The sequence below is a fragment of the Collinsella sp. zg1085 genome, from assembly GCF_018889955.1.
Taxonomy (GTDB): domain Bacteria; phylum Actinomycetota; class Coriobacteriia; order Coriobacteriales; family Coriobacteriaceae; genus Collinsella.
In genome coordinates this window covers 1,515,862-1,529,858 of sequence record NZ_CP076545.1, presented here as the reverse complement: position 1 = coordinate 1,529,858, position 13,997 = coordinate 1,515,862, and the positions used below count along the sequence as shown (strand labels likewise).

The window sequence follows — 13,997 nt, the reverse complement described above, 5'->3', positions numbered from 1 at the left end:
GTGTTGTCGAGTGAAAGGAGTGGCAATGATCACATTGAAGGGCATCGTTGTCCCTATTGTGACGCCCATGCATGAGGACGAGAGCGTCAACCTTGAGGAGCTTCGTCGGCAGGTTGACCGCCAAATTGAGGCGGGTATCCATGGCATATTTCCTTTTGGAACAAACGGAGAGGGTTATATTCTTTCGTGTGCAGAAAAAAAGCTTGTGCTTGAGACAGTAATTGAGCAGGTGGCTGGTCGTGTTCCGGTGTATGCAGGCACCGGTTGTATTTCAACACGCGAGACCATTGAACAGTGCAAAATGGCTGAGGCTGCAGGCGCTGATGTTTTATCGGTTATTACGCCAAGCTTTGCTAAGGCAAGCCAACATGAGCTTGCTGAGCATTATCGACGTGTGGCTGCTGCAGTGCCTCAGATGCCTATTGTGCTGTATAACATTCCAGCACGTACAGGCAACGCCCTTGAGCCAGAGACTGTTGTTGAGCTGGCGGCTATCGATAACATTGTAGGGGCAAAGGATTCGTCAGGTGATTGGGATAATCTGTCTGCCTATATTGAGCAGACGCGCGATTTAGATTTTGACGTGCTTTCGGGCAATGATGCACTCATTTTGCGTGCCTTACAGGCTGGTGCGACGGGTGCGATTGCGGGCTGTGCTAACGTATATCCCAAAAACATGGTGGGAATTTATGAGAATTGGGCTGCTGGCAAGCTTGAGGAAGCGGAGGCGTGTCAGGCAAATGTTGCAGCACTGCGAGCTTGCTTCAAATATGGCAATCCCAACACGGTGGTAAAGACGGCGGTTAAGCTGTTGGGGCATCCCGTAGGAGCCTGTCGTGCTCCGTTTAACTATCTTTGTGACGAGGGCGTTGAAGAGCTGAAACGTGTTCTTGCAGCTGATACCGCGAAGGGAATGCGTTAAATGAGCGCCGCTGTTTCACGACCCATCGTGGGAATATCGATGGGCGATCCTGCGGGAAACGGTCCTGAGATTACGGTTAAGGCGCTGGCCGATGCCTCGCTATATGAGCGTTGCTGCCCACTTGTCGTGGGAGATGCAAAAATGCTTGCTCAGGCGCGTACCTTTGTAAACCACCCTGAGATTGAAATTAACGCTATAAGCGCTCTTGAAGATGCACGCTTTGAAGCCGGTATCATCGATGTTTACCATCTCGATTTAGTAAAGGACGTTCGGTCTTTTCGCTTGGGCGAGGTTTCAGTTGAGGGTGGCTGGGCAGCGTTTGAATCAGTGCGAACGCTTATTGAGCTTGCTATGGAAGGCAAGGTTGATGCAACGGTAACTAATGCTTTGAATAAAGAGGCGATGAATTTAGCACTTGAGCCGCAGGGTAAGCACTTTGACGGTCACACTGAGATTTATGCCACCTATACCAAGACAAAAAAGTACACAATGATGCTTGCTCATCATGACTTTCGTGTGGCTCATGTATCAACCCACTGTTCGCTGCGCGAAGCGTGCGAGCGAGTAAAGCGCGCACGTGTGCTGGAGGTTATTGAGCTTGGGTGGCAGGCATGCCGTGGTCTTGGTATTGAGAACCCCAAAATCGCAGTTGCAGGCTTAAACCCTCACGCCGGTGAGCACGGTTTATTTGGACGCGAAGAAATCGAAGAGATTATTCCGGCTATTAACGATGCGCGAGCTCAAGGGATAGACGCGGTTGGCCCTTGTCCGCCCGATACGGTGTTTCCTGAGATGCGTGGTGGCTGGTATGACCTAACCGTTTGTATGTATCACGACCAAGGACATATTCCAACAAAGACAATCGGTTTTGTATATGACCGTGCACAGCAGGCATGGGACGCAGTTGAAGGTGTCAACGTAACGCTTGGTTTGCCAATTATTCGCACCTCGGTTGACCACGGCACGGGTTTTGCTCTAGCAGGCAAGGGAAGCTCAAGTGAGTCTTCGCTGGTCAACGCCATTGATTTTGCGTTGCGTCTCGCTCGTTCACGGTAGGGCTTCCTAGACAAGTTGTAGAACGCTCTTAGTAGGTTTTAGCAAAAGACAAGAGCGTAGGCATATAGGTAGGTGCCAAAGCGGCTACCTCAGGTTGCTGCACCGCTGTGCAGCAAGTCACAGAAAGGAGATTAGGATGACTACCGCGATGATTCTTTCGCTCGTCGTTCTTCTCGCCATGATTGCGATGATTATGTTTGACGTATTGCCGTTTGGCTTGCCGCCTATTGCGGCGTGCGTCCTCATCGTGTTATTTGGTTTGGGCGATGTGAGCTATGCGTTTGCCGGCTTTACTAATTCGACCGTTTGGATGCTGGCTTTTTTCATGGTAATTCTTGCTGCTATTCAAAAAACCTCGCTCATTCTTAAGGTTAAAGACGCAATGACGCGCCTTGTTGAGATTGGTGGCTTTAAGAGTTACGTTGCTTTGGTGATTGTGGTGATGCTGGGCGCTTCCATTGTAGGTATGGGCTCAACGGCGTTTTATGTGCTCACCTTCTCGCTGGTAGTAACTATGCCCTATAACGAGAAACTACCGGGCTCCAAGCTTATTTTGCCCTTAGGTATTGCATCAAACCATCCGCTCATTCCTATTAATGTGGCACTGCAATATGGCGTTGCTATCTCGGTGCTATCCGCTTCGGGTCTGGATTCATCTAATCTCACTATGATGCAGTTTGCACTGGTCTCGTTGTTTTTATCTGCAGGCTTTTTGCTGTGGGCGGTGATTGGATACCGTTTCTTGCCCAGCCATCCTGTGGCCGAGCCAACCGTTGAGAATAAAAATGCACTCGCTTCTTCTGATGAGCCGCGCATGGAGTCTTGGCGTGAGTGGACCGTTATGATTGCCTTTGCTGTTTCTATTGTTGCCATGATGATGGTAGATTCAATTGGTGCACTCGCCTATATGATTCCCGGTGTTGCAGCTATGGTTATGGTGCTCATCAAGGTTATTGACTTTAATGAATATCGCGACAACCTATTTTCTCCCATCATTCTTATGACCGCTGGCGTTATTCCTGTTGCTAATTGCCTAGCTGATACCGGTTTGTCAACGCTTGTGGGCAATACAGTTGCCGGCGCGATTGGTACCAGTGTTCCAGCCTTTGTGGTGGTGTTGGTATTTGCGGTGCTTTGCTCAACCTTTGCATGTTTTACCGGTTCTCAGGTGGGCACGGTCATGATTTTTGCTCCGCTTGCTATTGCGGTATGTCAAGGTATGGGTATTAGCCCTATGGCAGCAGCTGTTGCGGTCACTCTTTCGGGTTGGAGTGGTCACTATATGCCCATTGATGGCTTGCCTGCGATGGCGTTTGGCATGGGTCAGTACACCATGGTTGAATTTTGGAAATACACCATTCCGCAATATGTTATTCGCCTGCTTTTCTTAACTGCCGGCGCACTGATTGTGTTCCCTGCTTAGTGGTTTAGTATCGGGTTCAGCTTGGCAAGCGCTTTGTTGAGCTGAACCGTTATGCAAACAAAGATTGCGAGATTATCATGGCAATTAAAGCGCTTCTGGGCTATACCCCTGACGGGCAGCTGTATTTCGACGAAGAAATGAACTACGTTGGGGCTATGTTGCCGCCAGGTCCATGGAAGACCGCACATGGTCCAGGGCTTGTTGAGACGCCAGCAGGCACACTGTTATGCTGCTGGTTTGCCGGCACGTACGAGGGTGACACCGATGTCAATATTGTGGTATCGCGCCTTGAAAAGGGAAGCGACCAGTGGAGTGAGCCTGCCTACATTTCCTGTGATAATGATTTTTCAAATCAAAATCCGTCTCTTTTTGTGGCGCCCACTGGCCAGATTTGGTGCTTGTATACCTCACAACGGGGGCGTGAGGACGGCAAGGATAACATGCAGTTTACCAGCGTCATTAAGCGTCAAGTGAGCGTCGATGATGGCCTAACGTGGTCCGAGCCTGAGCTTGTATTATCTGATGAGGGTACCTTTGCACGCCAAGCTATTCAGGTGCTCTCTAATGGTCGCTGGATTTATGGCTTGTGGCTTTGCCGTGATAGTGAAACTGGTCTTGCGGGTGACCCTAGCACCTTTGCTATCTCTGATGATAAGGGTGCTACTTGGCGTCGAGTTGATATGCCAAGGTCTGCTGGTCGTGTACACCCAAGCATTGTTGAGCTTAAAAGCGGACATTTGCTTGCATTTATGCGCAGCCGTGAGGCAGATTTTATATACCGAAGTGAATCGTTTGATTTTGGCGATAGCTGGAGTGCTCCGGTGGCAACACCCTTGCCAAACAACAACTCAGGTATTGCTGCCGTTAAGCTTGCCAGCGGGCGCGTAGCCCTTGCTTATAACCATAACTCCGCGCCTGCCACCTATGGCGTTAAAGGAGCATGGCCAGCGCTGCGCAATCCCGTTGCTATTGCACTTTCTGAAGACGGTGGCAAGACTTTCCCGCTTATTCGCTTTGTTGAGCGTGGTGAGGGCTATGTTGGTTCAGAAAACCGTTTTAGCAATCGGCAGTACGAGTATCCCTGCTTAATGCAGGCATCAGATGGCATGTTGCATATCGCATACGCCTACCAGACACGTCGCGGAGTGAAGTGGGTCAAGCTTTCTGAGGAGGATGTGATAGGTACTGTGCGCGGTGAAGGTGTGTATAACCCCACGTCAGGTGAGGTGAGCCGCTAGGTAGAGACGGAGAGACATGGGCTGTGTATGTGTGAGGCACGTGAGGTGTGCTTCGCAGCCGGGTGGCGCGTAAGGCGTGCGTGAGAGATTGGCAAGAGATATGAAAGGATATAGATATGGTTTATGACGGACTCAGTGCCCTTGGCTTGTATCGAGGTCTTACGCGGGGTCTTGATGTGTTGATTGACTGGCTCGAAGAGCACAATCTTTCTGAGTTGCCTTTGGGAAGAACAGATATTGATGGTAACCGAGTCTTTGCAAACGTTATGCAAACAAGCACAAAACTGCTGGAAGATGCTCATTTTGAGATTCATCATCGGTATCTCGATGTGCAGGTTGACCTCGATGGGGTTGAGCGCGTTCGTACAACGCCAAGCGCAGTTGTGCCCACGGGTCCTTTTGATGAGCTTGCTGACAAAGGTTACTGCGATGCTGCTGCTGATAACACCGATGTACTTGAGGGTAGCTTGGCGCAGGGTCATTTTGCCATCTTTATGGTAAATGAACCGCACATGCCCAATCTTGCACCAGCTGGAGAAGAACCAGCGCCGCTTAAAAAAGTTTGCTTTAAGGTTCTTGCCGACGCTTTTTGGGACGAGATATAGCAGCAGGTTTACCGGCGGTCTTTGATAGGTTGTTAGTGTGCTCCCTGAGACGGCGAGATATAAAGTTGTCGAGTGAATCTGACAACATGGATAAAAAAGATAAAGTTGTCGAGTTGACTCGACAACTTTGCTCCAGTTAATATAGTTGTCGAGTTCACCTGACAATATTGAGGGAGCAACGTAATGGCATATATCAGCCGCCCACAGTATGAGAAGCAAATTGAGCGCTATCGCAATAGCAGTGTTATTAAAGTTATAACTGGTATGCGGCGTTGCGGAAAATCATCTCTCATATCGGCTTATGCCAATCGCCTAGCATCAGAGGTGGGCAAGGACAATGTCATTTATCTGCGTTTAGACCAGCTTGGTCTTCCTATCAATCCAACAGCGGAGTGGCTTCAACAGCTGGTTCACACGGCTTTAGAACAGTCTCATCAATCACAGAACTTTTATGTATTGCTTGATGAGATTCAGGAGGTGAGTTCTTGGGAGAAGGTTGTTCGTCGGCTACATACCGAGGAGCGCGTAGATGTATATCTCACGGGGTCAAATGCGCATGTACTTTCTTCAGATTTGGCAACATTGTTAGGCGGTCGTTACGTAACCATCAATGTTCATCCGCTTTCGTTTGATGAGTATGTTCTGTTTGCAAAGACTACAAACTCTGAGGGTGAGACTCGTGATGATTTGTTTGCATCCTTTATACGCTATGGTGGCATGCCTGCACAATTTGAAATGGACAGGCGAACACCTGAGCGCATGATTGAGATGCTGACCACCGTGTATGAAACAATTATTCTCAATGATGTGGCAACGCACACGCATATCAGTGACTTTGATTTGTTGGCAAAGCTGGTGAGATATACGTTTTCAACCTCGGGCAATCTTTTTTCAAGCCGAAATATTGTTAACGCGCTTGCAAGTTCGGGGCGGCGTACGAGTGTAGAGACGATAGACAATTATATTCGTGCGTTAAAAGATGCCTATATCATGCGGGAATGTAGACAGTTTGGCTTGGCTGGAAAACAGATGCTTCGTCCACAACGCAAATTCTATCCAGCAGATACAGGTCTTCGCAATCTTATGAGTGATTTCACACCTGATGATTTTGGAGCGCAACTTGAGTGTGTTGTCTTTAATGAACTGATTCGCCGTGGGTATCGTGTTGAGGTGGGAGCATTGAAACGAGGCGAGATTGATTATGTGGCTCACCGCGCAGAAGAACGTATGTATATCCAAGTGTGCGATGAGTTTTCAGGACAAGAGACATATAAACGTGAACTTGCTCCATTTGAAGGGCTTGAGGATTCTTTTCCCTGCTACGTACTCACGCTTGATCGTTATCAAACCGGAGTAACGAAACGAGGTGTCCGTATTGTTAACATGATAGATTGGTTGCTCGATACCCGTGATGAGCGGCCTAAATAAGGTTTGCGCGCGAAAGATAATAGACGCATGCGCAGAACAATCTTGAATCTTCGGTTACGCCGTGCGGTATCGGGTATGATTACTCTGTCATTCAGCTGCCACTCGGCACGGCAGCCTTGATGGGCCCTTGCCCCTCTCCTGGGGAATTATAATCGGGCATCAATCTGCTGAGTGGCTTTGAACATCCCAGGAGGGGAACATATGCAAAAAGAATACTTAGCTTCGGCTGAGGATGTACTTGCAGCTCAAACTACAAGTACCGACGCAGGATTGACTGCCGATGTTGCCGCAAGTCGTCTTGCAAGCGTAGGTCCAAATAAGCTTGACGAAGAAGAAAGCGACCCGTTGTGGAAGCGCTTCTTTGAGCAGATGGCCGACCCTATGGTCATCATGCTGCTGGTTGCAGCTGCTATTTCGTATATCTCGGGTCTTATTCAGGGTGAGGCCGAGATTGCTGATGTGGTTATTATTCTGACCGTGGTTGTTATCAATGCGGTGTTGGGTGTTGTGCAAGAGGCAAAAAGTGAAGAGGCGCTTGCCGCTCTGCAAGAAATGAGTGCCGCGCAGTCAAAGGTGATACGCGACGGCAAGCTCTTGTCGCTTCCAAGCGCAGAGCTGGTACCCGGCGATATTATTTTGCTTGAGGCTGGTGACTCGGTGCCAGCAGACGGGCGCGTTCTTGAGTCGGCGAGTATGAAGATTGAAGAGGCAGCACTAACGGGCGAATCCGTTCCTGTCGAAAAGCATGCCGATGCAATTACTCTTGCGATGGATACCGATGACGTACCTCTAGGCGACCGTAAAAACATGGTATACATGGGCTCGGTTGTGGTATATGGTCGTGGTCGCGCGGTGGTTACGGGTACTGGCATGAAAACCGAGATGGGCAAAATTGCCAGCGCTCTTTCGTCTGCTAAAAAGGAGCTTACACCACTCCAAATTAAACTTGCGCAGCTCTCTCGCACCTTAACCCTGATGGTTATTGCAATTTGTGTTGTTATTTTTGCAGTTGATTTGCTGCGTCATGGGAGTGAGCTGTTTGCGCACCCTGACATGATTTTAGATACCTTTATGGTTGCGGTATCTCTAGCTGTTGCCGCTATTCCTGAGGGCTTGGTTGCAGTGGTGACCATCGTGCTGTCTATGGGTGTAACCAAGATGTCCAAACGGCACGCAATTATTCGCAAGCTTACGGCGGTTGAAACACTTGGTTGTACGCAAATAATTTGCTCCGATAAAACGGGCACCTTAACACAGAACAAAATGACAGTGGTTAAGCACGTTTTGGCTGCTCCTGAAAATCAGTTCTTAACAGGTATGGCACTTGCTTCCGATGCACACTGGGACGCAGATGAGCAAAGCGCAGTAGGTGAACCAACCGAATGTGCGCTGGTAAATGATGCCGCAACAGCAGGGCTAACGCAGCTTGACGCACAGTATGCACGTATTGGTGAGGCACCATTTGATTCAGGTCGAAAGATGATGAGTGTTGTGGTGCGCGATATGGCTGGCACGCTGACCCAATTCACAAAAGGTGCACCTGATGTGATTATTGGTCTTTGTACACATATCTATGAACATGGCGAGGTAGTCGCGCTGAGTGATGAGCGTCGCGCTGAGCTATTGCGTGAAAATAAAGCAATGGCAGACGAGGCGCTTCGCGTGTTGGCGCTTGCATGTCGGAGTTTGGATGACGAGCCAAGCGACTATGCGCCTGAGGCGCTTGAGCACAGTCTTGTGTTCTGCGGTTTGTCAGGTATGATTGACCCGGTTCGCCCAGAGGTAACAACAGCAATTGTTGAGGCACGTGAGGCGGGTATTCGTCCCGTTATGATTACGGGAGATCACATTGATACCGCAGTTGCCATAGCTAAAGATTTAGGCATTGTTGCTGATGCAAGTCAGGCAATTACGGGCGCTGAGCTTGACCATATTAGCGACGAGGATTTTAAGGAAGCGGTTACACGCTATAGCGTATATGCGCGCGTGCAGCCTGAGCATAAGTCGCGTATTGTTGATGCATGGAAGAGTCGCGGCAATATTGTTGCTATGACAGGCGATGGTGTTAACGACGCTCCATCTATTAAACGCGCGGATATTGGTGTGGGCATGGGCATTACTGGCACAGACGTTACCAAAAACGTTGCCGATATGGTGCTTGCCGACGACAACTTTGCAACCATTATTCACGCAGTTGAAGAGGGTCGTCGCATCTATGACAATATCCGCAAGGTTATTCAGTTCCTCTTGTCGGCTAACCTTGCTGAGGTCTTTTCCGTCTTTATTGCAACGCTGATTGGCTTTACGATTTTCCAGCCCGTGCAACTGCTTTGGATTAACCTCATTACGGACTGCTTCCCAGCTCTGGCGCTTGGACTCGAAGATGCCGAGGGCGATGTCATGAAACGCAAACCGCGCAATGCCTCTGACGGCGTGTTTGCCGATGGTATGGGCTTGGACTGCGTGGTACAAGGTCTTGTTATTACCGCGCTTGTGTTGCTGTCGTTCTTTGTTGGTGTCTACTTTGATATGGGATATATCCATATTGCCGACATGATTGCAGGTGGAGCTGATAAAGAGGGCGTTACTATGGCCTTTATTACGCTGTCACTCGTTGAGATTTTCCACTGCTTTAATATGCGCAGTCGTCGTGCGTCAATTTTGAGCATGAAAAAGCAGAATATGTGGCTCTGGGCTGCTGCCGCTTTTGCTTTGGTCTTAACCATTGCTGTTGTCGAGATTGATGTGCTTGCTGAGATGTTTGGCTTTATGCCTCTGCCCATGGAGGCGCTTGCTTGCGCAGTGTTCCTTGCGTTTTTGATTATTCCGCTCATGGAGCTATATAAGGCTATTATGCGTCGATTGGAGCGTGAGTAGGCTTTTGTTACTGGTAGACAGTATATAAGCTGTCTTTTTGCCAGTATAAGCTGGTGTGTCTGAGTCAGGAGAAAAAGTTCGCTATTTGAATTGAACTTAATTGAGCGCACAGTAGGCGAAATGCCCGTTTCATGGGAACTGAGCTTTGCAAAAGTTTCTAAAGAAATGGCATTTCGCCTTTTGCTGTAATTGTCCCGTTTTGGGTTCAGCTGGTTGTTTTTTGTGCCCGATGTTCCCCCTCGGTTCACCCGGTTGCCTTTTGTTATAGCTGTTCCCCTCGGTTCTATCGGTTGCCTTTTGTACTCGATGCTCAATCACGCTCTGTCAACGTTTGTTTTTGTCCTGGTATGTACAAAGTCTTGCCGGTCATGGTATGAGCGTTTGGGTTAACACTCAATGCGCGGTATACTGACCGTGCAACAGGACAAACAAGGAGCGTATGTGGGAAAACAGCGTCGCGAACAGCGTAAGAATAAGCATGGCCACGCGCTTCAGGCTGTGCCCACAGATTTGTCTGTGTCTCATGATGCTCTACCTGCAATCGACTCATTTATTGATGTACCAGTGTTCGCAGATTTAAGCTGTTCTGATGAACAACATGCTGCGTTTCAGCGCGTTGTTGAAACAGCTGCTTTAATTGATGCGGTGCAAGCGAGTTATATCCGGCTTGGTTATGTAGCACGTCTTGACCGAGGATTTCCTCTGGTAGTTAGTGATACGGCAATGCTACGCGCAGAACATGCCGTTCATTTTGCAAAAAAGCAAGAACAGCACCTGTTGCCAACTATTGGCGATTGGGTTGCTGTTAGGGTAGACCCAAAGCATGATAAAGGCGTAATCGAAGCGGTGCTTCCTCGAACAACTTCATTTGAGCGCTGGCGTGGAAAAAATCGCGGCGAGCGTCAGGTTCTTGCTGCAAATGTACATACTATCTTGGTGGTTATTCCTCTCGGCGGTTCGCGCGATTCGGCCGGTTTTCGATATAACCGCATTGCCCGAGCGCTTGTGTTAAGCAGGGATTGTGGAGCTAAACCGGTCATTGTATTTACCAAAGGTGACCGCGCGTGCGATGCAGAACGTGAGCAAGCGTGTTCTGAAGCGCGCATTATTGCGGGCGATGATGTGCGCATTGTTATGACCTCATCAAAGCAACAAGAAGGGCTTGAAGAGCTGCGTGCCTGTATTAAGCCGGGTCAGCTATCTATGATTTTGGGCGAAAGCGGAGCGGGTAAGTCAACACTTATTAACGCGTTGTTGGGACACGAGACGCTCAAAACAAGTGATGTTCGCGAGCGCGATGATATGGGCAGGCATACAACCGTTGCGCGCATGATGTGCAAAATTCCTGGTAACGCTGGTGTTTTGGTAGATGCACCGGGACTTAGAAGTTTACCGCTTGTGGGACACGAGCGAGGGCTTGCGCAGAGCTTTGCCGATATTGCCCGTCTAGCTCAATCGTGCCGCTTTAGAGATTGTACGCATCGTCATGAGCCGGGCTGTGAAGTTCTTGCGGCTATTTCATGTGGAGAGCTTCATCCTGAACGTTTTGAAGCATTTTCTTTATTGGCAGAAGAGATGCGCGTGAGCGCCCAAAGTCTCGACCCCGATATTAAACTTTCATAATCGCAATAAGCAAATACAGAGCTCGGTGCCCTGTCTCTGAAAGATGGGGCGTTTTTATATAGCTTAGTTCTATCCAAAATCTAATTTGTAGCTTCCCAAAATCTTACACACGTGGCAGATGCATGCGTCGGAATAGGAAGACGCTTTGATTTTGACGAGCGTTCCTAAATTGTTGCAAGCGTTGTTGGCTAAAAATGAGTCTACCGACCGAAGAGACGGAGGCGAAATGGTCAAACGAACGCGCATCATACTCAGCCTGTGTGCTGGAGTCGCGGCTGCTCTTTTGACGATTATGCATGCTGAGTTTATTCGGTCTGAGGCGGCGCGGGAGCGTGAGGAGGCGCTTGCTGCATTTGGCGGTGAGTATGTGAGCGTCGTGGTTGCATCGCGAGATATAGATGCTGGGGAGCCTATAGATGAGGGCAATGTCGCGATGGAATCGTGGCTGGCGAGCATGCTGCCGCCTGCTGCTGAGCAAAATCTGCATCAAGTGCTTGGTAAGACGGCAACCGAACCTATACCTAAACGTGCGGTGCTTTGCCCCACATATTTTAAGGTGTCTACAGCCACGATTGATGTGCCACGCGGTATGAGTGCTGTGTCTATTTCAACTGACGATGAGCATGCACTTGGTGGAACCCTTGCGCGCGGTGATGCGGTTGATGTGTATGTGTCGCGCAATGGCGCCGCCGACAAGATTTGTAGCGCCTGCGTAGCAGATTCAAGCTGCTTGGCAACAGGTGCAGTAGACGGTTTGTCATGGGTCACTTTGGGAGTTCTGCCGGAGCACGTGCAAGAGCTTTTAATTGCAAATACTCAAGGAACTATCTCACTGGTTCGCCCTCGTGAAGGCCCAGCAGACCAGAGTGTTGCTGCGCATGAGCGCACAGGAGCTGTAGCGATAGAACCTGTGGAATCAGAGCATGCTCGTGTGGAGCAAGAGGCGATTCAACAAGATACTGCACAGCATAGTGCATTGAATCAAGAGGGGAGTGAGACTCATGAGTGATATTTGGCTTATCGTACATAACGTGTTAGATGGTCCTCAGATGACGCGTGAAGTACAGCTGCGTGCACCTGATTGTCGATTGTTGCGTTCATGCGCTCCACTTGATGTTGCTCTCTTGGTACAGCTTCTTCCTGATAGGGCAGCTGGTGTGCTGTTTTCTAGCCGTGGTCTACGAGATGAGACCTTGCTTTCTATGGTGAGCCGCTTGCATGAGTCGGGTCGAGTTGAGCAGATTTTAGTTGTTATTGACCGCCTTGACCCAGCTCTTATAGCACGTGTTTTTCAAGCGGGTGCAGGTGAGGTAATTGCTGCAGAAGATGTTGTCTATCATGCTGAGCCGCTATCTGGTGAAGTGGGCGCGAAAGGGGTTTCGGCTCAGGCAGCTTTGCATGAGACAACATCAGGTGGGGTGCAGGAAGAACTTGGCTCTCAAGGTCTGCTTACGTATGACAAACATGCAGGTGAGATGAATAGAGACACCCGTGCAGGCAAAGCATCAGCGACTCGGTGTTTTAATCACGTGGATAAAACTCTATCTTCAGAAGTTGCGAGCATACAAGCAGACGAGAGCCACGTCTCACCAACAGCCCGTGCGGCGTCTGTATCAATTGTTGATATGCCCTCGTCGGCGGCAGTGACTAGTACAAATAATGAGACTGCTGCCGAACTCAATTCAAAGCTATCTGCACCTGTAATGCACGAGGGAATGCAGACAACAAGCTATGTGGAGAACCTAGCAAAGCATTTTGATTTAGACGAAGCAGATGGTGTTCATCTAGCACACAAGCAATCAGAGCAACCAAAAGCTGTTGCGCACAAATCGAAAGCTACAGATGTGCATGCTGCACCTGTAATGCACGAGGGAATGCAGACAACAAGCTATGTGGAGAACCTAGCAAAGCATTTTGATTTAGACGAAGCAGATGGTGTTCATCTAGCACACAAGCAATCAGAGCAACCAAAAGCTGTTGCGCACAAATCGAAAGCTACAGATGTGCATGCTGCGCCTGTAATTTCTGTCATCTCAGGTCGAGGTGGTGTTGGAAAATCAACGCTAGTCTGCGCTATGGCATGGGCAGCAGCACGACAGGGTTTGCGTACTGCCGTGCTTGATATAGACCTTATGTTTGGAAATATGTATCGGCTTTTTGGTCTTGATGAGGCAAAAGACCTTTCAAAGCTATGTCGTTCCCAATCATTGCATCTTGAAGATGAAGACATAGAGATAACTGCCATGCAGGTAGCACCAGGATTAACGTTGTGGGGGCCGCTTACACAGCCTGAGCTTGCTGAGCGTATGGGAGAGCCGATTGAGCACCTTATCGAGCTGCTGCGCGGTTTGGCAGACATCATATTGGTAGATACATCAACGTTTTGGGGAGATGCGGTTGCAGCTGCTGTGGCGGCAAGTAATCGTGTGCTGGTAGTGGGCACTGCTGCAGCTTCGGGGGCAAGTTCTGGCGCACGCGTTATCACGTTAGCAGCGCGGTTGGGGGTTCCGCGAACACGCATGATAAGTGTTGTTACAAAAATGGGGGCTCCTACCTGTACTGAAGAGTTTGCTTTGCGTTTTGAAATGGCAACGTCGCTGAAAAGCAAAGCTCGTGTTGCCGATGCTGGGCAGGAAGCTGTAGAGCTTATTGCACGTGGCAAGTTGGAGTCAGTTATTGCAGAAAAGAGTAATTTTTCGCTCGACGTTCAGCGCTTATTGAGTCAGATGCTCAAGGAATTGGGTCTTGAGGTGCAGATTCCCGAGGCGCTCCGCACATATATGGAACGTCCACGACCAAAGATGCGTCTGCCTTGGAAGAAATAG

The 13,997-nt window shown here is 49.2% G+C and carries 10 protein-coding genes; all 10 read left to right on the top strand.

Annotated features, from left to right (window positions below; all coding sequences use genetic code 11):
- The first annotated feature begins 25 nt into the window (after window positions 1-25).
- On the top strand, window positions 26-922 hold the full coding sequence (gene dapA, locus KPC83_RS06485) for a 4-hydroxy-tetrahydrodipicolinate synthase (protein WP_216278440.1): 897 nt from the start codon (window positions 26-28) through the stop codon (window positions 920-922).
- Window positions 923-1,978: a 4-hydroxythreonine-4-phosphate dehydrogenase PdxA gene (pdxA, locus tag KPC83_RS06480; RefSeq protein WP_216278439.1), complete on the top strand. Its 1,056-nt coding sequence runs from the start codon at window positions 923-925 to the stop codon at window positions 1,976-1,978. It abuts the gene before it with no gap.
- Window positions 1,979-2,114: 136 nt separating this feature from the next.
- Window positions 2,115-3,401 (top strand): SLC13 family permease, encoded by a 1,287-nt coding sequence (locus KPC83_RS06475; RefSeq protein ID WP_216278438.1) that lies wholly within the window; start codon window positions 2,115-2,117, stop codon window positions 3,399-3,401.
- 77 nt (window positions 3,402-3,478) lie between these two features.
- Window positions 3,479-4,639, top strand: coding sequence for an exo-alpha-sialidase (locus KPC83_RS06470; protein WP_216278437.1), 1,161 nt, complete (start codon window positions 3,479-3,481; stop codon window positions 4,637-4,639).
- A 116-nt stretch (window positions 4,640-4,755) separates the two neighbouring features.
- Window positions 4,756-5,244, top strand: coding sequence for a YhcH/YjgK/YiaL family protein (locus KPC83_RS06465; RefSeq protein WP_216278436.1), 489 nt, complete (start codon window positions 4,756-4,758; stop codon window positions 5,242-5,244).
- Between the two features lie 183 nt (window positions 5,245-5,427).
- Window positions 5,428-6,672 carry an ATP-binding protein gene (locus KPC83_RS06460; RefSeq protein WP_216278435.1) on the top strand — a complete coding sequence of 415 codons (1,245 nt, stop codon included), beginning with the start codon at window positions 5,428-5,430 and terminating at the stop codon, window positions 6,670-6,672.
- Window positions 6,673-6,873: 201 nt separating this feature from the next.
- Window positions 6,874-9,549 (top strand): cation-translocating P-type ATPase, encoded by a 2,676-nt coding sequence (locus KPC83_RS06455; RefSeq protein WP_216278434.1) that lies wholly within the window; start codon window positions 6,874-6,876, stop codon window positions 9,547-9,549.
- Window positions 9,550-9,990: 441 nt separating this feature from the next.
- Window positions 9,991-11,172: a ribosome small subunit-dependent GTPase A gene (gene rsgA / locus KPC83_RS06450; protein WP_253200908.1), complete on the top strand. Its 1,182-nt coding sequence runs from the start codon at window positions 9,991-9,993 to the stop codon at window positions 11,170-11,172.
- Window positions 11,173-11,398: 226 nt separating this feature from the next.
- Window positions 11,399-12,181 carry a Flp pilus assembly protein CpaB gene (gene cpaB / locus KPC83_RS06445; protein WP_216278432.1) on the top strand — a complete coding sequence of 261 codons (783 nt, stop codon included), beginning with the start codon at window positions 11,399-11,401 and terminating at the stop codon, window positions 12,179-12,181.
- On the top strand, window positions 12,174-13,997 hold the full coding sequence (locus KPC83_RS06440) for a P-loop NTPase (RefSeq protein WP_216278431.1): 1,824 nt from the start codon (window positions 12,174-12,176) through the stop codon (window positions 13,995-13,997). The genes cpaB and KPC83_RS06440 overlap by 8 nt, the downstream gene beginning before the upstream one ends.